This window comes from uncultured Psychroserpens sp. (assembly GCF_947500255.1).
Lineage (GTDB): Bacteria > Bacteroidota > Bacteroidia > Flavobacteriales > Flavobacteriaceae > Psychroserpens.
Window position 1 is genome coordinate 229,407 of the sequence record NZ_CANMRL010000001.1, and the last position, 26,132, is coordinate 255,538.

19 protein-coding genes are annotated in these 26,132 nt (G+C 32.8%); 2 read left to right on the forward strand and 17 right to left on the reverse strand.

Annotated elements, in window-relative coordinates:
- Window positions 1-3 precede the first annotated feature (3 nt).
- The 17 genes from Q0783_RS00920 to Q0783_RS01000 all read right to left on the reverse strand — a co-directional run bounded on the left by Q0783_RS00920 (window position 4) and on the right by Q0783_RS01000 (window position 18,041).
- The gene (locus Q0783_RS00920) at window positions 4-702 is read right to left on the reverse strand and encodes a WecB/TagA/CpsF family glycosyltransferase (protein WP_298892539.1); all 699 of its coding nucleotides are present in this window, start codon (window positions 700-702) and stop codon (window positions 4-6) included.
- Complete coding sequence (locus tag Q0783_RS00925; RefSeq protein WP_298892540.1) at window positions 692-1,897, reverse strand: delta-aminolevulinic acid dehydratase; 1,206 nt, start codon at window positions 1,895-1,897, stop codon at window positions 692-694. Before Q0783_RS00925 ends, Q0783_RS00920 begins: the two co-directional genes overlap by 11 nt.
- Window positions 1,887-4,025 carry a bi-domain-containing oxidoreductase gene (locus Q0783_RS00930; protein ID WP_298892542.1) on the reverse strand — a complete coding sequence of 713 codons (2,139 nt, stop codon included), beginning with the start codon at window positions 4,023-4,025 and terminating at the stop codon, window positions 1,887-1,889. Before Q0783_RS00930 ends, Q0783_RS00925 begins: the two co-directional genes overlap by 11 nt.
- Window positions 4,026-4,484 carry an acyltransferase gene (locus tag Q0783_RS00935; RefSeq protein ID WP_298892544.1) on the reverse strand — a complete coding sequence of 153 codons (459 nt, stop codon included), beginning with the start codon at window positions 4,482-4,484 and terminating at the stop codon, window positions 4,026-4,028.
- Complete coding sequence (locus Q0783_RS00940) at window positions 4,481-5,647, reverse strand: glycosyltransferase family 4 protein (protein WP_298892546.1); 1,167 nt, start codon at window positions 5,645-5,647, stop codon at window positions 4,481-4,483. The genes Q0783_RS00935 and Q0783_RS00940 overlap by 4 nt, the downstream gene beginning before the upstream one ends.
- Entirely contained in the window at window positions 5,640-6,734 is a 1,095-nt protein-coding gene (locus tag Q0783_RS00945) for a glycosyltransferase family 4 protein (protein ID WP_298892548.1), read from the reverse strand. The genes Q0783_RS00940 and Q0783_RS00945 overlap by 8 nt, the downstream gene beginning before the upstream one ends.
- On the reverse strand, window positions 6,728-8,005 hold the full coding sequence (locus Q0783_RS00950; RefSeq protein ID WP_298892550.1) for an O-antigen ligase family protein: 1,278 nt from the start codon (window positions 8,003-8,005) through the stop codon (window positions 6,728-6,730). The genes Q0783_RS00945 and Q0783_RS00950 overlap by 7 nt, the downstream gene beginning before the upstream one ends.
- 89 nt (window positions 8,006-8,094) lie before the next feature.
- Window positions 8,095-8,865, reverse strand: coding sequence for a class I SAM-dependent methyltransferase (locus Q0783_RS00955; protein WP_298892552.1), 771 nt, complete (start codon window positions 8,863-8,865; stop codon window positions 8,095-8,097).
- 141 nt (window positions 8,866-9,006) lie between these two features.
- Window positions 9,007-9,744 carry a class I SAM-dependent methyltransferase gene (locus tag Q0783_RS00960; protein WP_298892554.1) on the reverse strand — a complete coding sequence of 246 codons (738 nt, stop codon included), beginning with the start codon at window positions 9,742-9,744 and terminating at the stop codon, window positions 9,007-9,009.
- Window positions 9,745-9,753: 9 nt separating this feature from the next.
- Window positions 9,754-10,845 (reverse strand): glycosyltransferase, encoded by a 1,092-nt coding sequence (locus Q0783_RS00965; RefSeq protein ID WP_298892556.1) that lies wholly within the window; start codon window positions 10,843-10,845, stop codon window positions 9,754-9,756.
- A gap of 58 nt (window positions 10,846-10,903) precedes the next feature.
- Entirely contained in the window at window positions 10,904-11,863 is a 960-nt protein-coding gene (locus Q0783_RS00970; RefSeq protein WP_298892558.1) for a hypothetical protein, read from the reverse strand.
- A 1-nt stretch (window position 11,864) separates the two neighbouring features.
- Window positions 11,865-12,608, reverse strand: a complete 744-nt coding sequence (locus Q0783_RS00975) for a sulfotransferase domain-containing protein (RefSeq protein ID WP_298892560.1) — start codon at window positions 12,606-12,608, stop codon at window positions 11,865-11,867.
- Window positions 12,605-13,447, reverse strand: a complete 843-nt coding sequence (locus Q0783_RS00980; protein WP_298892562.1) for a nucleotidyltransferase domain-containing protein — start codon at window positions 13,445-13,447, stop codon at window positions 12,605-12,607. The genes Q0783_RS00975 and Q0783_RS00980 overlap by 4 nt, the downstream gene beginning before the upstream one ends.
- A complete protein-coding gene (locus Q0783_RS00985) occupies window positions 13,447-14,871 on the reverse strand; it encodes a lipopolysaccharide biosynthesis protein (protein WP_298892564.1) in 1,425 nt (474 codons plus the stop codon). The genes Q0783_RS00980 and Q0783_RS00985 overlap by 1 nt, the downstream gene beginning before the upstream one ends.
- A complete protein-coding gene (locus Q0783_RS00990) occupies window positions 14,868-16,031 on the reverse strand; it encodes a hypothetical protein (RefSeq protein WP_298892565.1) in 1,164 nt (387 codons plus the stop codon). The genes Q0783_RS00985 and Q0783_RS00990 overlap by 4 nt, the downstream gene beginning before the upstream one ends.
- A gap of 41 nt (window positions 16,032-16,072) precedes the next feature.
- Window positions 16,073-16,939, reverse strand: coding sequence for a sulfotransferase (locus Q0783_RS00995; protein WP_298892567.1), 867 nt, complete (start codon window positions 16,937-16,939; stop codon window positions 16,073-16,075).
- A gap of 16 nt (window positions 16,940-16,955) precedes the next feature.
- A complete protein-coding gene (locus Q0783_RS01000) occupies window positions 16,956-18,041 on the reverse strand; it encodes a DegT/DnrJ/EryC1/StrS family aminotransferase (RefSeq protein ID WP_298892569.1) in 1,086 nt (361 codons plus the stop codon).
- Between the two features lie 824 nt (window positions 18,042-18,865).
- Here Q0783_RS01000 and Q0783_RS01005 point away from each other — a divergent pair.
- Together Q0783_RS01005 and Q0783_RS01010 are read left to right on the forward strand one after the other, a co-directional pair.
- The gene (locus Q0783_RS01005) at window positions 18,866-22,285 is read left to right on the forward strand and encodes a choice-of-anchor J domain-containing protein (protein WP_298892571.1); all 3,420 of its coding nucleotides are present in this window, start codon (window positions 18,866-18,868) and stop codon (window positions 22,283-22,285) included.
- 214 nt (window positions 22,286-22,499) lie between these two features.
- Window positions 22,500-26,054, forward strand: a complete 3,555-nt coding sequence (locus Q0783_RS01010) for a T9SS type A sorting domain-containing protein (RefSeq protein ID WP_298892573.1) — start codon at window positions 22,500-22,502, stop codon at window positions 26,052-26,054.
- Window positions 26,055-26,132: the final 78 nt, after the last annotated feature.

A 26,132-nucleotide genomic window follows, 5' to 3' on the forward strand; every position in this document is an offset into this window, starting at 1 on the left:
CGTTTAGTAACGATTTAAGTGCAAATTAACAAAAAAACGCACTAAGTGTATTTGACGCTTTATTCTTGAAGGCTGGCTTAGCAATCTGTAGGTCCATTCCATATTATTCTTTACCCACCACTCAGGTGCACGTTTAACATGTCCTGTATAGACATCAAAACTACCACCTAAACCTTGGTAAACAGCTTGATGTGATTGTTGGATACGCTCCATCAAGTTTTCTTGTTTGGGTGAGCCCATTGCGACAAAAACAACATCTGGACTGTGTTTTTTAATATCGGCAATTAAAGCTTGTTCTTCTGCTTCAGTTTTAATGTATCCATTTCTAAAATTACAGATGTTAATCCCATCAAATTCAGATTTCAATTGAGTAACTGTAGCTTCGATAATCTCTTGCTTTCCGCCTACCAAATAAAATGATTTGGTCTTGTAATAATGTTGAACAACATCTAACCAAAGTTCACAACCTGGAATTTTTACCACATTTTTGAATCCCTTTTTCTGAAGTGCCCAAACGGCTCCAATTCCATCAGGATAGCCTAAATTTCTATTAATAAGAGCACGACTATCTTCTGTTGCATGAAGAATTTTTTCAGCATTTACGGCAACCATTATTTTATGATTATCGAACGCATATTGCATCAACTCTTTTCTAGATTTTGGAGCATAGGTCATCACTCCGTTCAAGAACTTAGCTTCCACGATTTTCAGATTTAGTTTCTAATAAGAAATGTGCCATGGCATTAAACATAAATGCATTACTCCACCTCATATAAGATATTTTGGAGCTTATGCCTTTTTTTAACTGGTAATAAAAATAGCCTTTTTTATGCTGCATATGGTCTATAGTCCAATTTAAAACCTTTGACAATAGTGCTTCATTCTCTTTAAACGCATTTAGTTTAGACAAAGTCACTATGACTTGAGCCGGACAATGAATATCGATTGGGTATGTTTTATCATTATAATATTTTGGCATACCATTATCTTCAAAGAAATGATGTAAATAATAGGCTAAGCCTTTGTCTATATAGTTTAGAAAACTGTAGTCTTTGGTATGTTGCTGATAAGTTTCTATTGCATCCAAATTAAACCCTGTATGAAAACTATCTTTCCAAGATTGAATTGGCAGTAAACCATAAATCCATGAGCCATCTTCTTCTTGTAGATCACATGCAGAAGTTACAGCTAGTTTAGCCATATTAGCATGCTCCTCATTCTTTGTATACTTGTATGAATAACTCAAGATTTTAGCACCTAAAAGTGATGCATTAATCACTGTATTATTTCCATCCTTTATACTGTATGAAAATATTATACCTTGTCCATGTGGTGTTCTGGATAAATCGTTAAGCACAAAATCTGCAGCAGATAAGGTTTCTTTCAAAACAGATTTATTCTTTGTGATTTCATAGCTTTCTAATAACGCTTCAACACAAAAACAAGTAGCTACTACTGTTGGTGTATGCTTTGGAAATAGAAACAACCGCCTAGCTTGCCAATCAAAATTATAACCCCAAGCCGAGCCAGAATATCCTTTGCTTCTCAAGCTAAGCAATAGATCTGAAATCTCATTAATGCGTTTTAAGATATCGTCTTTATCACCGAAATCTTCACAACCATTTTTAGCTAATTTATACAATCGACAATACCCTAATAAAAATAATGCAACACCTTTGGCATTGTGCTCTTTAGGCACCATAAGTAGTCTTCTAAAATTAATCGGACTTCTTTTAAACCCTTGTATCCAAGCTAATCTAGCTAAGTCCCAACGCTTTAAAGGTAAGGCTTGAAATACTTTAGAATTTAATCCATCATATGGATCCCAACCCTTGAAGTTTTCGGCTTCACAATAGGCTTTAAGTTTTAAAAAGCTTGATGCGACTTTATATCTCAACTTGTTGCCCTCCACGTTTTATAGATTCTAAAACTTTAAAAGATGCTTTGGTCACAGCAACAATATCTTCAAATGGAATTGGTGCTTTACCATGAGAGAGTAATCCGTCAATAAAGGCATTTACCATTTCTTTTTGACCTTTATTTTGATTAAAAAGCTTACGTCTTTTTGGTTTGCCTTTTCCGTAGATTTTTAATTCTTTAAAATCATTTAGCGTTGCAGATAATCCTGCTGAAAACACCTCAACATATTCTTTGGTCATTGATTTTGAACCATTAGCGTAATAGGCCACAACTCCAGAAGATCCATTTTCAAACTGAATCAAAATATTCAATGTGTCATTTAATTGTTTAACATTAGGTAGTGCTGTAGCCGATATTTTTACTGGGAGACTTCCGTTGAGAAAGGTTAGATAATCAATAAAATGACATACTTCCCCTAAAACACGACCACCTCCAATCTCCATATCTTGAATCCAGTTATCACTTGGTATAGCTCCAGCATTAATTCTATACAGCATAGTCATTGGATGATCTCCAAATGCTTTTTTAAGTTGAGTAGTTAAGGGAGAAAATCGTCTATTAAAACCAACCATAACAGCTGTTTTTGCTTTAGACTGTGCTTCGATAATAGCTTCTAATTCGGATTCTAAAAGACACAATGGCTTTTCTACAAATACATTCTTATTCTTTTCTAAGCTTTTTAAAACATAAGCGCCATGTGAGTCATGACGTGTCGCCACAAACACAGTATTGGTTTTGTCATTGAGCACATCATCTTCTTGTGTAGCACAAAACTGAAATTTAAACTTTTCAGCAACACGTTTAGATGTGGTTCCTGTATTTGTTAGTACACCAACACGACCTACGTCATTGCTTTCAGGAATATTAGGCAGTAAGTTTCCTTGAGCATAGCTTCCAGCACCAATGAAAGAGATGTTTAGTTTTCCTAGTTTATCTGTTTCTGAGGTAGAAATTTTGGCTTTAGAAGCTACTTTATCTGTGTTGTATTTTAGTGCAATTCCAGTGAAAGGTTCGGTTTTTGAAACCACTAGATCAAAGGCATCTTTTGCATTTTCAAAATCAAACTCATGTGTTGTAAGGTAATCGATATTAATCTGATTATTTGCAATTAGGTCCTGAAAGGCTTGCATATTACGTTTCTCTGTCCAACGTACATATGGCAATGGGTAATCGATCCCTTTTTCTTCATAATTTAGATCATAACGACCAGGACCATAAGAACAAGCCATTTTTAATTCTAATTCTTTACGATACCAAAATGGATCGCGATCAAAACCAGTTGGCACAGCACCTAAAACAACCACTTTCCCTTTTTTACGAGCTATAGACCCAGCAAAATTTATGGGATCTAGACTTGATGTTGCTGCCGCAATAATAACAGCGTCTGCGCCATAACCATTGGTCGCACTTTGTATTTGTTCTTCTATTCCTTCAGCGTTTCTTGTTAACCCTAAATCTACAACTGAATTATCTATGGATTGCTTTACTGCAGCTTCAGAAACATCAACTCCAATAACTTTAACACCAGAGGCTTTTAATATCAATGCTGCTAATTGGCCTAATAATCCTAATCCAATCACAACACAAGATTCACCTAGACGTAAATCGGCTTGGCGAATACCTTGCATAGAAATGGCACCTAAAGTATTATAAGCAGCATCTTTTAAATTGGTCGAAGTATCTAACTTAACACAAAGATTAACTGGTACAGAAACAATTTCGGCATGATTTGCATAACCAGCTCCAGCGCAAGCTACCTTATCTCCTATTTCGAATTCAGTAACGCCTTCACCAACTTCAATAACCTCACCAGCACAACTATACCCTAAAGGAGAATAGGCATCTAATTTTTTCATTACAGCCCTATAGGTTTGTATTGGACCTTGTTTTTTTAAAGTATCTATAACCTGTTTTACTTGTTGCGGACGCTCTTTAGCTTTACCGATCAAGCTTTTCCTTGCAGCCACAACTGTAGACCCCTCAGTACCAGCACTAATAATAGAATAGTGGTTTTTAACGATAACCATTCCTTTACCCAGTTGAGGATAAGGTACGTCTTGAATTATCATATCGCCAGAACCTAGCTTTTGTGTAAGTTGTTGCATTTAATCTACTTTTTTATGCACCTTTGGTAAAGGCCTGTATGGTTTTTCTATTTGTTTTATTATTTTGACTGGATTACCAGCTGCTACTGCACCTTCAGGGATATCTTTATTGACTACAGATCCTGCACCTATTACAGCATGACTACCAATAGTTACATTTCTCATAACAACAGTATTTACACCAATAAACACATGATCTCCTATAGTTACATAGCCTGTTCCATTATCTTCGGTATCTAGAACATGTGCTGCTCCGTCATGAGACAATATATAACATCCATGAGTAATAAGACAATGATCTCCAATTGTTATTTTGCCACGTCTTACATCAATTTTTGCACCAAGACTAATCATAGTATTCTTTCCTATTCTAGCGCCTGAAGCTCTCAAAAAAGACAGTTGAATAAATCGAAGTACATTTCCACAATAATGCACCATTTTTCTAATAACTACTTTCATGATGCTAGTGTATTTGATATAATTGTTTTGAAATGATCGGAAATAGTTTCTATAGAAAAATTTGAAACGACATATGCTCTATTATTTAAACCTATTTCATATCGCTTTTGATCATCAACCAATAAGTTTTTCAAAGCATTTTTAAGCTGATCTAACTCACCAGGTTCAAAAGAAAAGCCATGAGTTTCGTTTTCAAAAACTTCACGATGTGCTCCAACTGGCGTATAAGCAACAGGTTTGCCTATAGACATTGCTTCAAGTAAAGATCTTGAGAAGCCCTCAGAATATGATGCCGTTAAAAATATGTCGGTTGTTTGCAAATGTTTCATTTTATCTTCTCCACTAATTATCCCCAAGTTCGCATAATTATCTTTATATATTGAATTCAAGATAGCCTTTTCGGCTTCAAAAGGGTCTTCATACGTGATTTTTTCTCCTGTAAACTGATTATAAAATACGCCTCTTTCCCCTTTTCTAATATTTCCTGCAAAATAAAACTTTACATATGGAAACGCTTCACAAAGGTCAGGAATTATTTTTAAAATATCAGTATAGCCTTTAGCCTTAGTCATATGTCCCATGACGAGAATTTTTCCTCTTTCAACCTTATATTTGTTTGTATTAGAATATTGATTTACATCCATGGCTTGATAAAGCACAGCAATATTACTTTGTGATATATAAGGCTCAAATTGATCTCTTAAATAACTAGCTTGAACAATTGCACAGTCTACTTTTCTCAAACTAAATCCCACTAGTTTTTTTACAACACCTTTAAATGCCTGAAAATTGAGTTTGAAGTGGCTTCCTCTTAAATGAATAATCACTTTTGCTCCAAAAAGTTTACTGAGCAAAATAGTCCATACATCTCTTCCAATCCATCCTATTTGTGTAGGCGTAATAGGGTAATAAACACACTTAGGTCTTGTAATTATCAATACCTTTAGCAGCTTTGAAAAGAAAATAAAAAAATTGGTTACCATTGAAAAACCAAATTTCCCTTTTTTTGTATTATCTGTTCTAAAATTTGTTTTTAGGAATCTTATATGAAAGGCTTTGTTTAAGGTTTCAGACTCTAAAAATTGCTGCATACTTAGTTCAGGACCTGAATAAGGTGGTGGTGTTGGACCTATAAATAGTATTTTAGATTTTTTATCATTCATGTAAAAGGCTCGACTTTATTTGTTCTACCCAATTTTGAACAGATAGATAGGTTCCTTTTTCTTTTGCGTTAGCACAAAAACGATGCAATAAGGTTTTATTTTTAAGCAAATTTGATAATGTCTCAATATTCTCATCGACATCATCTTTCAAAATGTATCCATTTTCGTTATGTTGCAAATAGCTAATTTCTGGTCCGTGTTTGTCTGCTTCTAATGTCACATAAGGTCTTCCATAAGAAAACGCATGATTGATTGACAACCCTGAGAGTCCAGGTATGAAAACTAAAGAAGCACGAGTCATAATTGGAGCTATTTTAGCTTCATCAACTAGAGTTTCATGCCAGATAATACTTGAATCTACTTGAATAGCCGACTTAACAATGGTGTTTTCTGGTCCGTCGCCAATAATTTCTAATTTGAGCTTTGGGAACCTTTGTTTAAGGCGTTTGTAATAGTCTATAGCATCTGAAATACGTTTAGATGGAATTAATCGTCCTATAAAGAGTAATGTTGGCACATCCTCTGGAGGAAGTGTGTATGTATAATATTTATCGATTTCGATGTTATCAACCGTATTATTTGCCCAAAATGCTTTATTTGGAGCTATTAACTTGTGCTTAACCGCTTGTTTACAGGCGTTTTCAGTATAAAAAATAACACGATCCAATTTTTTATTGTAGAATTTTGTCAACGACCTATCTAAAAATGAATGCAATATGTTTTTAGACTTAAGTTGTGCATGGTTATAAGAAAAAAGACGAACAGATGTGTTTTGTTTTCTAAGTTTTAATGCAAAAGAAAAAAGGGAAAGGTTCTTTTTTTCGGCAGGGATCAATATCCAATCAAACTCTTTGAATATTAATTTTAGGTGTTCTTTTACTTGTTTAGAGTTTCCAAAGTCTTTTTTAGTAACCTTAAGTTTTTCAAGCTTAAAACTCCAATTTCCTTCTAATTCTTGATCACCCATATTAGCTCTACCTGTTCCTGATAAAATAGCTAACTCAATACCGTTTTCATTAGCCAAATGGTTTAAAAACCGTGCTTTGTAATGATTAAAATTTGGTGCTAACCATAATACTTTTAGCATAATTTTCTTTTATTGGTTTGAGATATTACTGCCATTAGAAAGTACATCATAGCTCCAGAGGCTAACAAAGGTAATGAGCTTATACTGTACATAATTATAACTACAATGGCACCTAGCGTTAAATATTTGAGTTCGGATATTTTAATTTTTACAGCATTTTTAATTAAGTACAACAGAAAAGATATGTAACATAAAATACCTAAGATTCCGGTTGAAAAAAACAACCTTACATAGTCATTATGCATACCACCTCCCATCATTATTTTTGATTTTTCATGTTGTGCAAATCCCGACCCCAACCATTGTGACAACACATTGAAATTCTCCCAATAGGCATAATAACGTTTCCAAATCCAAACACGACCATTTAAAGCTGCAGTATCTTTGGCATCTCCTTCATATACTTGAATATCTTTGGCAAATAGTGTACTAAATATTTCAGTATAAAAATAAAAACCTACACCAATCATAATTCCTAAAAAAATGATGAGCTGAAAAGCTGAAACTTTCTTACGAATAAAATATACAAACATAAATATAAGCACTAATGATACAGCCCAAGACGCCTGATGTCTTAAATTATATATTCCAATTAAGCATATAAGTAGTACGATTAAAAACCCTATGTTGGTAAAAACAAAGTGTTTTTTCTTTTTATTGATACGTTTTATATAAAAATAACAATAACAAATAAACCCGCAGATCAAATGACTCATATACCCAAATAAATCGGCATAAAAACCACTTAGCCTTAAGCCTCCTCCTCTTGATTCTGTATTGTAAACTTCTCTAATTGGATCAAATATAATTTCATAATATAATGTTGCAATTGGAAATACCGAAGCAATAAGAAATGTGATTAAGAACCCTTCTAAATCGACTAAGTTGTTTATAAATTTTCTAAAGTAAAAGAATAGTAAAAATGGTAAAATGGTACGAATTGTATCCCCAAATTGTGATACAGATTGCTCCATACCTAGAACAAATAAAAGATTTATAATTAAAAGAAATATGAAGATATAAAATGTAAAAATGAGTTTAGGTGCACTTGTTTTTTTTCGTATTACAGACATAAATGCAAAAGCAAATACCAACAAACCCAATACTTGTAAAGGTGAAAAACCAGCAGCTTTTTTCATTTCCCAAGTCGCAGCAAAAAATGGAAAAACCAAAATGGCCAATAGCATCCACTTTAAGTTAATAGACCGTGTATTAAACCACTTTTTATAAACTTTCTTGTCCCAATTAATATGATTTGCTGTTAACTGCACATGTTACTTTTAAAATTTAGACCTTATAAACTTATAGATTTTATAAGTGACCCTATAAAATTAGTATTCAACAATTACATTTAATCTTTCTATTTTCGGGAATAGACCACTAAAAACTCTTGAGATAGCTTATGTAACAGTTTTGAAGGATGTTCATTGAAGTATTTCAAAATTGTATAGTCTAGACTCCTAAATATAGCATCTAATGGTTGAAGCAACAACTTCAATCCAAAATATTTAATTGATGGGTTAGCATTTTCTGTATTTCTCTCTAATACTTCTCTAATAGCCTTCTCACTTAGTAATCTTCGTTTATAACTTCTTACTTCCTTGTTTTTTAGTTTATTTCTAAAACGGTTGAAAGACTTATAAACTGATTCGCTCCAAATTCTATATGGGCTCTTTTTGTTAGGAAATGACATTATTAAAGTGCCGCCAGGCTTTAAAACTTTTATTAATGCGTCAACAACCTTTTCGGGATTTTCGGTATACTCAATCGAGCCCGAACAAATAACTAAATCATAGGATTGCCCTTGGGGTTTAAAACTATCTAAATCGCTTTGAATTACAGTAATTTTACTCGAATCATTTTCGCTTAAAATTTTATCAAGATTCGATTGAACTAAATCTAAAGCGTGATACTCATCACATCTTTTGTACACTTCTGGATAAAGAATTGCTGGTCCGCAACCTACATCTAATACCTTTTGTACATTTTTAAGTTGTTCAGCTTCATTTCTTATTAAGTTATTTCGATATCGCCTTAAGTAATTTCCTTTGGTTTTCTTTATATAATTATCTTCAAAATAGCTATCGCGTTTTGCAATAAAATCTTTTTCTATCTCTCTTGTATTGGTCATGCTCTATTTTTTGTGATGGGCTTTTCCACCACTGCAAATGTATAATAAATATAAAAGAACCTTAACTGATTGTTACTTGTTTTATCTTAAAAGCAGCAATCATAATAGAACTCGTATTAAGTTTATTTTATTTGAACACTATTAGACAGATTTTCTGAGAACAAAAACAAAACCAAATGGATATTCACCAAAATATTTCATAAAAAAGGACTTGACAAATTTCACCTTTACAAGAAAATAATACAATAAGGAAGGGATGCTAATTATTGTCTTTAAAACAAAATGCAAAGGTTTAATTTTCCTAATTGGTTTGATAAAGTTACCTAATAACTTACTAAAACCATAAGTAGAGACGCCTACAATATCACCAACATAATCAAGTTTAACAATTTCAAATCCGTTGTCTTCAAACATTCGTTTTAATCCAAAATAGGTATATCGATGAAAATCATAAGGCTTTTCATGTTCCCACATAAAAAACGGAACAGTTCCAATAACAAATCCATTAGGACTAAGGACTCTATTGATTTCTTGGAGCGCTTCGTGCGGTTTATATACATGCTCTAACACCTCAGAAATAACAACACACGAAAATGATTCATCATCTACGTTAACATTTTGATTATCGTCTATAAATATATCTGGTCGCACGCTGTGATGCACATTGGTTACTTGGTAATCTGCAGCTACATAATGTTCAAAATAGTATTTGAGCATCTCTTTATATGGACCATCTCCTGATCCATAATCTAAAACAGAATCGCGCTTATCTATTAGATTAAAATATTTAATAAACAACTCAGATTTCATTACCCTTGATACTGGATGACTGAAAATTGAGTAAAAATATTTTCCGTTTCTATGACTTAATCCTAGCATATATTTCTTTTAACTCCTAACTATACTTGTATATTCATTATAATAATCCTGTTCCATTCGTTTAACACTAAAATAGCTTAATTGATCTATATGATGATCTTTCCAGGCAAATTCATTTTCAAAGTAATAATTAAGTCGTTCAATCATTACTTTAGTATCTAAACAAACATCTTTAGGTTCAAATCGGCTTACAATTTCGGTTATTCCACCGCCATCATTAAATACAAGTACTGGTTTCTTTTGACTATAACATTCTATTGCTACTAGACCAAAAGGTTCATTTAAAGATGGAAATACACTCACATCAAAAATAGATTGATACGTCGTTACTTCACTTTGATACCCTTCAAACACAACATGGCCTTGTAGTTTAAATTCTGAAACTTGTTTCTCTAGATTTTCTCGTTCTACACCATCACCAACAATAACCAATAATGATTTAGGATTAACCTTTATATATTGAGCAAATACATCTATCAACCTATCAAGTTTTTTAAAGCCTGCTAATCTTGATGACGTTCCAATAATATAGTTTGCGTCGTATTTTTCTTTTAATTTATGTTTTAAATTATCATTTACCTGATGGTTCAAAGCACTACCATTATAAACTAGTTTAAGCCTTTTTCCCGAATAAAACTTCGTCTCAACATATTGCTTAGTAAACTTTGAATTACAACAAATAACGGTCTTAGTGCTTTTAAAAAATAGTTTTCTAAAAAAGAAGCTCAATCTATCAGATGCTTTTATTCGTCTGCCCAGTCCAAAATTACCATGTTCAGTATATATAATCTTTTTTCTAGACCATACTGCAGCTAGTGCAACACTCAAATGAAAACCGTGAAGATGCAACACATCAAATCTCTTAAAGTGTTTGGCAATTCGTGAAATTTTGAATGGATTGAGGTCAAAACCAGAATTTAAGTCAAAATCTATCAATTGGGTATTTAGACTTTCAAATTGTGTTTTAAATTCACCTTTTAATTTGCCTACGCCTATGCCTGTTTCTAAAACTTGACGTTTATTTTGCTCATTTACCAAATTGTAAACCAAGCGTTCTATACCACCAAATCCTAGACTTCCTATGTAGTGAATTACTTTCAATTTCTTATCTTATAATGTGTAAAAATAGAGATATTAATTATTTTAAATTGATCTATCATTAATAGATTGACAGGCTAGTGGTTAATGGTATAAAATGAGGATATTTTTGTCTATTGGTTTGCACCATTTTTTTGCTAAACTGAAATCGCTCTTCGTGAATAGAGTCCTTTGATGGAATCTCAAATGGGAGACCATATGCGAAGCTATTAAGCCTGTTTTGAAGGTTGATATACTTTCTACCTAAAAAACTAAACTGATTAGGTAGTACAAAACCACTATGATTAATTGAAAATGATTCGCTTTTTTGAATACTAAAATTACCAGGTAAACTGAAGGATTGAGCTGGCAAATAAAGTCGAGATGTTTGCAACTCTTTGCTTAGAAACAATCTCAACTCATCATTAAAACTTAAAATCAACGATGTAATTTCTTCTTTATTAGGTGTATTAATATACCATTGACTTCTATATTGAATCACTCTTTGCACTAACTCGTAAAGCTTTCCATTGTTTATACCTAACAGTTCTAGATCAAACTCTATAGCTTTTGCTAACAATAAAAACGCCCGTAGCTTCACAATTTTTAAGGTGACTTGAGCATCTATAGTAATTAACATTTTAACCAAGTACTCTAATGCAATTTGCTGTTTTAAGTCTGTATTTGTTTTTGGTTCATCAACAATTAATTTTTCTCCTCCAAGGTGTTTTAAATTAGAGATAAGGTTATACGACATACTTTTAAGAAGGTCTTTCTCTTGAATGCCGAAAATACCATGAGTTAGAATACTTTTTTCGTCTGGCGTTAATTGTAATCTAAAGTTTTCATGACATTGAGAATCATTTTTAAACACACAAATAATATCTAAATCTGATATTCCTGGATGCTTTACTGAGCCCATTTGATAGACACTCAAAATTGCTTCATGGGACATCAATAGGTGAACCAATTTCTCTTTGAGCGCCTTATATTGTGACACTGAAATAGTAACTGGGTGATCTATATATTTTAATGCTACCATTTTATTTGTACCCTAATTTATCCATGGTTGGCCCACAAATAGTAAAAAAAAGTGATCGTTGTTCTTCGGTTAAATCTTCAAAAGTTATCGTTTTACTTATTTGTCGCTTCCCTTTATATTTGGCATACAAATATCGATATAACCAACCTCTAGTTTTGTTTACCTTCTTAGATTTAAACTCATCGTATTGTTTTTTACTAATAGTTAAGCCTAATGGTGTTAGAACATGTTTAGACAAATAATCATAGTCTTTAATTATGTTTTCAAAAAGTAAAAGTTGAGCATCAGATTTCAATAGATCTTCGGTGGTTTGCACCCAATTAACACATACTTGCTCTAGTTTACTCATTACTGTCCAAGCTTCAATGTCTTTTTGGTTTTTAGGGATTTTATGTATGCCTCTGTCATCTCTTCTAATCATTAAAGATGGTACAACCTTTTTAGGGTTTCTTACGAGATGAAAGATAGCAGGATTTTCAAATACATCATTTAAACTCTCAACACTATCAGACAAATATCCATTTACATCGATAAAAACATCTTTAGTGATTTGCGCATCTATTTTCTTTTTTGCATTGCTAAGTATTACTGTAGAATAGACTTTCCCTAAGTACCATGAAACCAACCAATATTCTCTGTTGCCGATATACTCATGAGCAGAGAAAGCATTAATATCTAATGCTAATAAAGATCCTAAAAATTTTGTTCCCGACCTTCCCATTCCTGTTACGAAAGCATATCTCATTGTATATCTGTTTTAATTTTTTTAATCAACATATTTAGATTTGAATAGAATTCAGAATTCAACATGTTTTGAGTAGCTAAGTTTATTTTTGGAGCTCCAAATTTCTTAATTACTTTTCGCAATAGAGGGTGTGGCATTTTAAGCAAAACTAATTGAAGCTTAGTGAAGTTATTATTCCAATCCTTTCTTAGTTGCGATGCAATTACAATAGGTTGCCATTCTTGAGGTGTAAAATTATGTTTAACGGCGTCGAAGCTTTCTCTCTTAAAAATTCCTTTGTTGTTAATAGCCGAATAGTATAGGCAAGGCATGAGCATAATCTGGCTTAAGATACTTTTTAATTCGTATGTGTTGCTTGGCTTCCAATTGTTTTGATTTCGCTTTTCAAATTGGTTCAACATAGCTCTTAAGCTACTTTTATAATCTATTTCTTCTGAAAATTTTAAATTATACTCAAAGTTTTCTTTACTAGGGTAAATCAATTTTGAATGTTCTAAAGTTGAAACAGGCAAATAGTTTTCAGGATAATTTTTTAAATCACTTTCTTTAATCTGAAACCATCCATGGTGTTGTAATGGGTCAAATTTCAAGATCAATTTCATAGATTCAATTTTAAACTTCTGAAGTTGCTTTGAATTGATAAATTCATCTCTAACTATTAGTAAGCCATCAAAATCACTATATGGTATCACTTCGTTTGTAGCAACACTTCCATGAACAACAACTGAATGAAAAATTTTAGCATATTTCCGATCAATCAAACGCGCTATATCACTAACAAGGCTAAGTGTACCATCGTATTTATTGATTGTTATTTTATATTGATGTTTTAAGGTCATTACTTACTTTTATCTTTTAAAACTTTTAAAATTCCAACAATCGTGTTTTTGTGAAATACATACAATATCGTTAAGGCTACAAGAATCATAAGTAATAGAAGCGTCCATGCATTCACATTGAGGTAATCTAAATAAAACAACACATAAATGGTACTCAAACTAAACAATGATACCATTGGCCCTTGTAAACTATTAAACAATTGACGTATAGAAAATGGAATATAGTAATTAAGGACTAGCAAAAATAAAATGTATGATAACGCTTTTGCTATCACAAGGAAATAAGCCACCCACAATACACCATATTGAACTCCAATAATTATAGCCAACACTGTTAAAATAGTTCTTCCAATGGAGACATATAGTGTTACTTCTGGTTTTCCAATACTTGAAAAAATGACACCTCCAAACTGACTTATAGATTGTATTGCTCCAGCAAAGCATAAAATTCTAACAATTGGAATAGCGCCATCCCACTTTTGTCCAAATACAAGATGAATAATTAAATCGGCATTAAACGCTAGAATTGTCATCGCTGGTATTGCTACCAATGCGACTAAATTGACCGATTTAAAATACCCATTAATAATTTTTACTTTATCATTTTTAAAAGATGAAAATGATGGAAACAGCACCTCACTAAAAATATAAGAAATACGCTTTACAGGTGTATACATAATATTATATGCAAATGCATAATACCCTAAGATCACGCTTGTAAAAAACTTACCCAAAATTAAATAATCAATATTTCTTTCAAAATACATTGACATTTGAGAGGCTTTAAATTTTAAAGAATACCATATCATATGTTTTATTTCCTTGATATTGAAATAAAATTTAGGAAACCATCTTTTGTACACTAGTATTAACATCATCCTAACAACTGAAGAGACTAAAGGCTGAATCACAAGTGCATAGACTCCTAGTCCATAATAGGCTCCAATAATTGCTGAAATTGAACCAATAAGAATACCAGAAAGGTTAATCTTACTAATTGTTTTGAACTCTAAATCTCTTTCTAAAAGTTTGTATTGAATACTATAAAATGGGTTGATCAATATATTTAGCGCAGCAACATATACGATAGCACTTAACTTTGGTTCATCGTAAAAATTAGCAGCAAACTTGGCCGTTGATATAATGATAATGAATGAAAAAATAGACAATCCGTAATTCAACCAATAAATTGACGACAATTGCTTATTCGTAGTGCTTTGCTCATGAATGATAGATGACCCAAATCCCATATTGGTAAATAAGGTTATAAACCCTATATAAGTCATTGTTAAGGCAACTAATCCAAAATCTTCTGGAAGTAATAGACGTGCTAATACAATATTGACCACAATCGCCAAAACCTGTGACAGCACATTAACGATTGTGAGATAAAACCCGCCTTTTATGATTTTATTCTTACTCAATTAAAAAGTATCTTATCTAGTTTATTTAAAATAACAGTTGAGGCATCTGTAAAGGTTTGCTTTGAAACAAAACGAGCCGCATTTTTTGCTTGTTCTTGATAGACAGGGTAAGCATTTAAAATCTCTTTTATCTTTAAAACTAAATCATTTGAATCATCGGGTCTAACAAAAGACACCAAATCATCTGGAAAGCGTTCTCTTAAGCAAGGTAAGTCTGAAAAAATCACAGGATTTTCACTTTGAAGATAAGCACCTCCTTTACCTGGGCTTAAAGTATATCTATTATATAAATTATCTTCGTATGTAGACACTAATACATCAGCAGCGTATACAAAATTTAAATACTCAGGGTAGGTTTGAAAAGGATAAAGAATTAAATTGTTATAAGCTGTATCACTGTATTCTTCTTGAAGTCCTTTTGTTGCGCCTACAACAATAAATTTAACACCTGTAAAAGCATTTGAAGCTTCAGCAAAGTTTTTAATCCTTTTAGATTTTTCTCCTGCCTTTCCTGCATAAACAATGTACTTATAATCAGTATTCCATTTTAAGTGTTCTCTTTTGACTTCCTTATCAATAGCTGTTTGATCATGATAATCTGACTGAAAACGAATGGGACATTTAATCACTTTTTCACTAGAAATTTTAAATGTATTAATTAAAAACTCTTGCACATAAGTTGTCATAACTACAATTGCATCCATGCGTTTCATAATAAACTTATGATAATTGTTATTGCTAAGGTATGGTGTTTCAAAAACCAATTTACATTTTATCAAGCCAACAAATCTCAACATAATATAAGGAATAATAGATGTATAACATTTACTGTACACTACTACATTTTTATTTCTAAAAGATGATAAATGCCGTAACACATAGATAAAATTGAAAATAAATCTATTAATTAAGAGTACCCATGCCGAAGACTTGTTGTTGACTTCTTTTATTTTAGTATTTAACTCGGTTATTTTAAAGTTTTCTGGAACATCATAAAGATCAAAAATATGATCTTTTTCTAAAGTGTAATCATTGCGCTTCACCTTAGGAGTGATTAATTCAACATCAATTCCGTTATTTGAAAATGCGGCACAGCTATACATCATATGTACAGCATCTGCTCTGTTTTTTCGCATATCTCTAGGTGAGACGTAGTACAACTTTTTAATTTTGAGTTGAGATAGATTCATATAAAAAGCACCTATAGGTAACCAAATTTACGCATTAAATCTCCAGAAACAGACATAATTTCGTCGATCTCAAATGCTGATAATTGTTCTAAGTATTTTTGAGTGTTACTTTTATCAATTTCTTCATTGGTTTTCTTTTTCCAATCTAAAAGCTCAGAAGGTTCCATTTTATTTTTATAATAGTCCAGCATTTGATCTTCAAACTGTAAATCAAGAATTTCTGTGCATTTTTGTAATTCAAGTTCGGGCTTATTTATTAAATCTTCATATCTAATAAGTGCATAATTTGAAGTATGAACCGATTCTAAGAAACTTAGTATCTTTTTATTTTTATGTAACCAATCTAAACTCATTTCTTTAATGGTTTCAGGGAATTTTGGCTTATATTTTGAGTCCGTTGCAAGGGCATTTACATTTAAATAACTGCAAACCACATCCCTACAATCTCTTACTATAATTAAGTATTTAGCATCTGGATAAATAGAATCAAGTAAATTTAAATGTTCTATATAATAGTTGTTTTTATCTCCTAAAATGTAAGGGGCTTTCCCATTCTGAATTCCATACTGCAAAATAACTAACGACGTTAATTCCTTATAAGATTTTGGTAATCTTGAGCTGATTAAGTCTTCCAATGTCGTATAATCCAACTCCCACGTCTCGATTTTTTTAGACGTTTTTAAATCTGAAATAAATGCTTTTAAGTCATCTTTAGATTGCGAATTTTCAATATTCCAATCACCGTAAACTTTATACCACCATTGAATAAATCCACATTCGGGAGGAACAACAATTGATGAATGGCTACTCATCATCATTCTAAACATCGATGTTCCAGATCTTGGGTTACCAATAATAAATACGTTTTGATGGGTCATACTAAATCAGTATTAACTAAAATTTTCCTAATGCAGTAGATATCAATTCTGAAATCTTTTTAATGTTATCATTTTCTAAGCCATAGTACAATGGTAAACATAAAATTCGTGGAGCGATATCATCGGAAACTTTTAAATCATTGGTATTATTTACATATGATAATGACGACAAGCTCGGATAGAAATAGCGTCTTGGAACAATCTCATTAGAATGTAACAGTTTCTCAGTTTTTAGTAGCTCCGCTTCCGAATTAAAAATAATAGGGTAATAACTATAGTTCCATTCTGTATGCGCTCTAATTTTAAGTCTTCTCAGTAATTTGAAATCTAATAAATCATCATATAGTTGGCAAACACGTTTCCTATCTTGAATAATAGCATCAATATAAGGCAAGACACTTAATCCCATCGCTGCTTGTAACTCGCTAATTTTAGCATTTATGCCTATTCCATGAAAACGAAGTGGTCCGTCGTGACCAAACTTATGTCTATAGAGCATTTCATTGTACGTGTTCTCATCTTGACAAAACAAGGCACCACCCTCACCAGTATGAAACAACTTGGTGGCATGAAAACTGCACACACTTACATCGCCATAATTAAATATCGGTTTGTTTTTATACTTTACTCCAAAGCAGTGCGCTGCATCATAGATGACTTTCAGTTTATATTTTCTTGCAATAGCATCTATTGCCTCAATATCACAAGGATTACCATAGACGTGAGTTACTAATATTGCGGTAGTTTTGCTCGTAATAGCCTGTTCTATTTTCGTTTCATCAATTGTAAGATATTCTGGATGTATATCAACAAAAACTGGTGTGCACTTCTCCCAAACTATACTAGATGTTGTTGCAACATATGAGAACGGTGTAGTAATCACCTCTCCTTGTTCGGCAAAGGCATTTAATGCTATTTGAATTGGAAGTGTCCCGTTAGTCATCAATATGAGATGATTAGCATTAAGATGCTCGGTCAATTTACCCGTTAACTCCTTAGTAAGATCCCCATTATTTGTTAACCATTTGCTTTCCCATATTTTGTCAATATAAGCTTTGTATTCTTCTATTGGAGGGAAAAAAGTTTTAGTAACAGTAATCATATTATTATCTAAAATCGGAGTTATTCCGTGTAAGCTTGCAAATATATTCTAAATTATAGGATAATATAGATTATTAAATGATTTGCCATATAAATTTAATCAAAAAATTAGTTCTTAAAAATAAGCCTAAGTTTTCGTGTTTGTAGGAAAATTAACTAAAAAGTGTTATTTTTAGAACTGAAAAGCATCTACTTAGTCAGTAATAAGGCAAAACAATAAACTATAATCCCTCGATAGTTTATTGTTTATGAAATACTTAGATCTGTTGAGATTTAAATCTAAGTACCAGTTAAGTATTATTTTCACAATTATTAACTACCCCTATTCATCAAAATATTATCTCTACCTAATTACAATTCTGATATTCATTAGAGTGATCTAATGTAGTCGTACCTGAATTAATTAATAAAATATAGAGATGAAACCAGACACCTAAAATTTACATATAGTTTTAAGACCCTCATTAATTTTGTTGACTACCTTATAAATGCTCGTGTCTTAGCTACAATAGTTTTGATTTTAATTTTGGAAAGACACTTTTCAGTACTAGTTTATCATTGGTATTGACACCCCTCTTAAATTTCCAATACTTGTATTACAGTACCTGCTAGATTGTGATTATATCATAGTCTTAGCATCTAATGCGCTGTATCATTACTTCGACGTAGTTTATATGTACACTATTATTATAGCATAGCTATGCACTGTCTTCACTAATGAGGAACAGAACAAACATCGTGACTTAGTTGTTACAATGTCTTTGTTTAAGATTTTCAAAAAAAGATGGATGCAGAATTATGAAAATTAAAAATTTACTTTTAATAATGTTAGTACTACTAGCATGCAATGCTTTTAGTCAAACAACAATATATCTTGAAGACTTTACAGGTCAAAACACTAAAGGTGCAACAGGAACAAATTCGGGAGTTCCTACTATTGATTTAAGTGGTGTCGACTGGAGCGTTGATGTTAGTGACGCTAATCTAACAGCAACAACAGATTGGTTTCGCGTTAGAACTATTGCTGGAAACGAACAATTAGAATCTAGAGATTTGGATGGTGAAAGTATCTGGCTCTCTCCTAGTATTGATATATCAGGCTTCACTAATGTTGAGTTTATAATAGATGCTTCTGAAAATAATGCAAACACTCTAGAAGACAATGATATTGTGACGACGCAATACCGTATTGATAATGGTCCATGGGTAAATGCAAGTACTAATGACGTGCTTATTAATGACTACGGAAATGTAATTATTAGTCAATCTGGATTAAATGGAGGCACACTCGAAATTAGAGTAATCTTCATAAATAATGCTGGTAATGAAAGACAACGGATTGATAATATATTAGTCACTGGTACAACAGTATGTACTACTTTTAACTTACCTTTTAACGAAGGTTTTGAAGGTTTAAATTTCCCACCAGATTGTTGGTCAACTTATAGAGGAACCAACGGATTGGGACAAAATCAAGATTGGACGAGCTCTAGTTTAACAGCAAATACAGGAACAAATTCTGCATTTGTTCAATTTGAACCAGTAACAGGAGGAAATGCACAAGATTGGCTAGTCTCTCCAGCCATAGACCTAGGCACAAGCAGCTCTCAATTACGCTTTTTCGCAAGAGATCAATTCACATTTGATTTCAACACAGAATATACAGTTAGAATATCACAAACTTCAGCAACAGATATTTCAAGTTTTGCAATTCTAGAAACCTATAACGAAACACAATTAGGGATTGTTTTTAATGAAAAAACCATAGACCTTTCATCTTATAACGGCATTGTATATATTGCTTTTGTGATGGAGCAAAATGATGGTGACAACTGGTTTCTAGATGATGTTTCAATTGTCGAACTTCCGCCTTGTACAATACCAGAAGATATTAGTAATTTATCTGCAAGCTATTTTGATAATACTATAAGTTTGCAGTGGGCTTTAAGTTCCTGCTATGATGAGATCTTAGTCATTGCAAAGGAAGGCAGTGCTGTTACAGCTACTCCTACAGGTGATGGAACAAATTATTCTGCAGATAATAATTTTGGCAATGGAACTGAAATAACTACAGATGAGTTTGTAGTATTTAAAGGTATTGATAACAATGTAGATGTATCAAACATCAATTTTGGCAATACCTATCACTTTGAAGTGTTTACAAGAAAAGGAACTACTTGGAGCTCTGGTGTACCCATTAGCATAGACATAAATTACTGTACAGTTACTGGCGACATTAGTTTTGAAACTGCAATCACTCTAGTAGATTTTGGAGACATTAACAATGCAACTGGGCAAGGCTCTGGATATGATGATTTTACGTCACTTTCAACAAGTATTGCCAGAGGTGCTTCAGAAGATTTGACTGTAAATCTCAATACTGATGGGGATTTTACAGTATATAGTTATGCTTGGATTGATTGGAATCAAGATGGGGATTTTGACGATATCAATGAAACCTATGATTTAGGTTTCACTGATGATAATCCCGATGGTCCAACTTCTAATAGCCCGTTAACCATTGTCGTCCCAAATGATGCAAACCTAGGTAGTACACGTATGAGAATACTATCGCAGTTTTATAATATAACCATTCCTAATAATGGACCTTGCGATGGTTCTACAGATGGCGAAATAGAAGATTATACAGTTACTGTTTTACCTGGAATTACTTATGTCTATGACAATGGATGGACACCTTCAGATCCAGATGGTGTAGCAACAACTGCTAATGATATTATTATAGCAAATGGTGATACCAATTTTACAAATGACATCAATTGTAATTCGTTGACAATTAGTCCAGGTGCAGGACTAACAGTTAATAGCGGTGTTGTTTTAACTGCTATAGGCGATGTTGTTTTAGAATCATCTTCAACTAGCTATTCAAGTTTAATTCTTGATGGAACCATTGTTGGTTCTGTTAGGTATGAACGCCATATAAATAATGCAGCAGCTAGTGGAACCACTACAGGTAATAATGATCTTATAAGTCCGCCACTCACAGGGCAAACGTTTGGAAACTTTAGAACAACTAATTCTAACATTCTATCTGGCACCATTTCAGGAAATACAGCCTTTTTATTTGGTCCATTTGACACAGCTACTAATAGTTTTATTAACTATACTAATGCAAATAACAGCAATACTTTAGAAGCTGGTATTGGCTTTAGAACTGGCTCAACAGACAATGGAGACTATATCTTTACTGGAGACATTGAAACTGGTACAGTACAAATTAATTTAACTTCTGGAACCTCAAACTGGAATCTCATTGGAAACCCTTATCCGAGCTATTTAAATGTTGATGCTCTTCTTACCAGTATTATAAACTCAGGAACTGTAGATGTAAATGCTGTAGCTATTTATGGCTATGATGGTTCTGCACAAGATGGTTGGACAATTTACAACCTAGCCAACACTACTATAGACACTAAAATTGCTCCTGGTCAAGGCTTTTTTGTCGAAGCAGAGTCTGTTGGCAGTTTTTCTATTGATCCAAATATGAGAACTACTGGAACTGATGATGATTTTATTTTAGGACGCAACTCTGTGCCATTGCAATATTTGAAACTTAACCTTAGTTCAACTTCAAGCAGTTTTTCAACTAGTTTTTATGTTAATGATAATGCAAGTCTAGGGTTAGATCCTGGATATGACGCTTCAGTTTGGAATACGACACCTCCAAATTTTTCATTATACTCACATTTAGTAGAAGAGAACACAGGTAGAGCAATGGCTATTCAAACTATAGGTAGTATCGATATTGTAAATACTATAATTCCTTTAGGTGTTAATGCGAGTAATGGTTCATTACTAAATTTTAGTATCGCTGAATCATCACTTCCGGAGACAGTAGATGTCTTTTTGATTGACAATCAAACCAACACAACAACACTTTTAACAAATGAAGATTATAATGTTTTACTCGATACTTCTTTAAGTGGAACTGGTCGTTTCTTTTTACAGTTTACAGATAGTACTTTAGGCACAAGCGAACCAGAGTTAGTTGATATACTTATATATGCTAATCCTAATGAAAAAACACTATTCATTGATGGGATTTTAACTGAAAAAACTGTGCTAGCCATATATGATCTCCAAGGCAGATCACTCTTTGAATCTCTACTGGATACAAATACTACCTCACAAAAAATAGATATTAGTAAATTAAGTAGTGGCACTTATATTGTCATGCTTAGCAACCAAAAACAGAGTAGATCTAAAAAAATCATTATTAAATAGTTTAATAGAAATCCCTACCTCATCTTTTTTAAACGCATTCAATTGAATGCGTTTTTTTTATAATACATGCCTTAATGAACTAATTCTTAAAACCGTAAAAAGCTAAAATTAGTTTTTATCACTCATATCTTTTATTATCTTTGATAATTCCCTCAATTTGCTTTAAGTCGTATTTAGTTCAAGTGATTTAAGAAAAAAATAATTTATTACAGTTATGAAAAAAATTTACTTAGCAACGTTAACATTACTTTTTTTTACTGTTGGTTTCTCACAAAGCCCGATAACAACAGTTGATAGAAATAACATTGTTGGACCAACTGCAACTGGAAATGCAGCTTCTGTATCATCAGTAGGATTAACACGAGGTTCTGGTGTAAACCTTAGTGCGTCAAGCCCAACGGATTTTACATCAAGAGATTGGGATGCAACAGATCAAGCCTCAGCCGAAGCAGCTAATGAATATATTGAATGGTCGGTATCAGCAACAACAAATTTTGAAGTCACTGTAAATGAGTTTGATATTCGATTAAGACGACATGGAAACGGTCCTAGTCAATGGCAAATATATTATAGTTTAGATAACTTTGCTACAGCAGGAACAGCTGTATCAGTTCCACAAACAATGCCTGCTACGAGCAGTTTTGAGTTTAATTTTTCTGGTTTAGCGATAACTTCACCTACATCTGGTACCATTACGTTTAGATTATATGCATGGGATGCAAATAGTATTGGTGGTTGGTTACGAGTAACTGGCCAACCCGCTTGGGCTGGAACACTAGGAATTGCTGACCCAGGAATACGTATTATTGGTAGTACTTCAACAAGTGCTTCTAACAGTATCGAATCTGACATCATTGCTACGGCTTTTGACCCAACAGACAATATTAATTATAGTGCATTTAATGCTACTTCTGGATTAACGACCACTAATGCTATACAGCTTGGAGAATTCTCAATTAGAGATGGTGGAGCAACTGCTCCAGATAGTGATAGCGATGGTACTAACGTTACAGATATTCAGTTTGCAGTTTCTAATAATCAATATTTAGCTGCACTTGCCATTTTTGATGGCACAACAAACATAGCCGAAACATCAACTGTCGACCCTTTAGTTTCTTTTGCCGGTTTAACAGCTTTAATTGCTAATGACGATGCTACAAAAAACTTTACAGTTTATGCTACATTTAAATCTATAGTAACTGATAATGAACAGATACAGGTTACTGTAGACTTGGCAACTACGGCTGCAACAGGAAGTTCGCTTTTCGCACTCGCAAATGCTGGAGGAGCAGCTACACCTATTGTAGGTGATGACAATAGAATTGAAGTGACTGCCTCAAAAATTGTTTTTGACGAGCAAGTAACAGACAGCAATCAGTTTGAAATTATGTTTCCTTATCCGACAGTTTTAGTTCAAGATAATAATGACAACCTTGATTTGGACTACAGTGATGTTTTAACAGTAATTACATCTGCAGGAACGTTAGTAGGTTCTCCAATTGATTATTCTTTTGTAAATGGAGAGGCTCTTTTAAATACCATAGAATATTCTGATCAAAATACAGCTATAAACTTATTTACATTTAGTAATGGCTTTTTTACATTTAGTGACCCGTTTGACGTTAATGGACCTTTAATAAATCTTGCCATACAAGACTTTGATGGTTCTTCACCAGAGTGGACCTTTACTAATGACACTCCTTTCTTTGATAATGGATGGGGAACAGATGGTTACTACGGCCTAATAGATGCTGCAGATATTGCACCTTTAGATTTTGAATTTTTATCAGGAAATATATTAGGTGAGAATGACTTGAATGATGAAGGAAATGGAGCTGTAGGCTTTGCTACTATTGCTTTTGACACTGTAGATGTTTCAGTATATGATAATGTGCAAATTACTTTTGATTGGGATATTGAAGGCTATGTACAAAACAATAGTGACGTGTATTACAGACTATATTTAGATGGAATACCACAACCAATAGTATATTTAGTAGATGGAAATGGACCAATAGATTCAGACGAAGGTTCGGTTCTTATAAACATCCCTGACGCAACAAACACTATAGGATTGGAATTAAGTATTAGAAATAACCTTTTAACTGGATTCTCAGGTTTTGATAATTTTAGAGTAGCTAGTATTTTTGAAGGTTTAATATACTACGATGCAGATGGATGGATTAATAATGAAGCACCAAGCCCAACTACTGGAGCATTAGACGCACTGGTTATTGATGGAAGTTACACGGTAGATTCAAATGTAGAGATTAACAATTTCATAGTTAATCCTGGAGCACAGGTTCAAGTTCCTATTGCACAATCAATGACTGTTAATAATGAATTGGTAAATAATGGAAATTTTGAATTAAATTCGGTTTCAACTACATATTCTAGTTTAATCGCAAGTAGTGTTGAAGGCGAAATCGTATACAATCGACATGTCAACCAAGTTGCACCTTCAGGATCAACAACTGGTTTTAATGATTTAGTTGCGGCACCTGTTACTAATTCAGACCAAACATTTCTTGATTTAAGGACTGCTAATCCAGATATTCCTTCAGGAACCATAGGAGGAGTCCCTTCTTTCTTATTTGGTCCTTTTGACAATAATGCTAATGCGTATATCAATTACACTAATGCTGATGACGCCTCAATTATTACAGCAGGTGTTGGATATAGAACAGCCTCTACGGCTCCAACTGGTTCTACATTCAGATTTGAAGGTAATGTTGAAACAACGACTAACATTGTTCCTATTACTGTAGGCACTAATAGTGATTTTAACCTCATTGGAAATCCTTATCCTTCTTATATAAAATTAGCAGATTTCTTAACTGCTAATAACACCGAATTTAATCCACTAAATTCTGGAGTCTATGGTTATGATGGCGATAACTCTGATGGTTTCACCATATGGAATCAAGCTTATTCTGATGCTAACCCTACTGCCTTAATAGCACCAGGTCAAGGATTTTTTGTGTCTTCTAAAGCAGGTGGTGGATCTATTACTTTTAATGCACCTATGCGTTCTATTGGGACTACTGATGATTTTATTCCTGGAAGAATAGTTAATCCAAATTTAGCTCACTTAAGACTTCAACTGTCTAATGAAAGTTCTTTGTACAATACAGATTTTTACTTTAACGATAATGCATCTCTAAGTATGGATTCTGGTTACGATGCTGTGATGTTTAATGGCAACACTCCTGATTTTGCATTGTATTCGCATTTAGTAGATAATAACGTTGGAAATAATTTAGCTGTCCAAGCTGTAAATTATAATGCATTAAATAATGTGGTTATTCCTTTAGGTGTGAATGCCAATGAAGGTGAGCAGTTAACAATTAGTATTTTAGATACAGATATACCGAGTAATTTTGATATCTATCTTGAAGACACTGTAACTAATACCTTTACATTATTAAATACATCTAACTATGTATTTACTCCAAATGTAACGCTATCTGGAACTGGTCGTTTCTTCTTGAGAATTTCCGCGGAAGCTTTATCTACGTCTGAAGAAGACTTTAGTTCTATTCAAATATATACCACTAAAACACCAAGAACATTGTTTATTAAAGGTGAGTTGAATAACGAAACAAAAGCTGAAATATATGATATTCAAGGTCGTATGATCTTATCGACAAAGCTTGATAGTAGAAGTAATAGTAATCAAATTGATATTTCTAATGTCACTTCTGGAGTATATATTGTCCAGTTAAGTAATAGTACTCAGCAGAAATCTCAAAAAGTGATTATCAGATAAAGTTACAGTAAACTCAAGGTATTAAAAACTAATAAATCAGGTAAATAGTAATATTTTATTTACTTTTGCTTTGTATTA

Coding starts and splice junctions, on each gene's coding strand:
- Q0783_RS01005 (WP_298892571.1), top strand. CDS start 18,866: ATGTTAGTACTACTAGCATGCAATGCTTTTAGTCAAACAACAATATAT.
- Q0783_RS01010 (WP_298892573.1), top strand. CDS start 22,500: ATGAAAAAAATTTACTTAGCAACGTTAACATTACTTTTTTTTACTGTT.
- Q0783_RS00975 (WP_298892560.1), bottom strand. CDS start 12,608: ATGAGATATGCTTTCGTAACAGGAATGGGAAGGTCGGGAACAAAATTT.
- Q0783_RS00940 (WP_298892546.1), bottom strand. CDS start 5,647: ATGAATGATAAAAAATCTAAAATACTATTTATAGGTCCAACACCACCA.
- Q0783_RS00935 (WP_298892544.1), bottom strand. CDS start 4,484: ATGAAAGTAGTTATTAGAAAAATGGTGCATTATTGTGGAAATGTACTT.
- Q0783_RS00930 (WP_298892542.1), bottom strand. CDS start 4,025: ATGCAACAACTTACACAAAAGCTAGGTTCTGGCGATATGATAATTCAA.
- Q0783_RS00995 (WP_298892567.1), bottom strand. CDS start 16,939: ATGACCCATCAAAACGTATTTATTATTGGTAACCCAAGATCTGGAACA.
- Q0783_RS00970 (WP_298892558.1), bottom strand. CDS start 11,863: ATGGTAGCATTAAAATATATAGATCACCCAGTTACTATTTCAGTGTCA.
- Q0783_RS00955 (WP_298892552.1), bottom strand. CDS start 8,865: ATGACCAATACAAGAGAGATAGAAAAAGATTTTATTGCAAAACGCGAT.
- Q0783_RS00945 (WP_298892548.1), bottom strand. CDS start 6,734: ATGCTAAAAGTATTATGGTTAGCACCAAATTTTAATCATTACAAAGCA.
- Q0783_RS00960 (WP_298892554.1), bottom strand. CDS start 9,744: ATGCTAGGATTAAGTCATAGAAACGGAAAATATTTTTACTCAATTTTC.
- Q0783_RS01000 (WP_298892569.1), bottom strand. CDS start 18,041: ATGATTACTGTTACTAAAACTTTTTTCCCTCCAATAGAAGAATACAAA.
- Q0783_RS00980 (WP_298892562.1), bottom strand. CDS start 13,447: ATGACCTTAAAACATCAATATAAAATAACAATCAATAAATACGATGGT.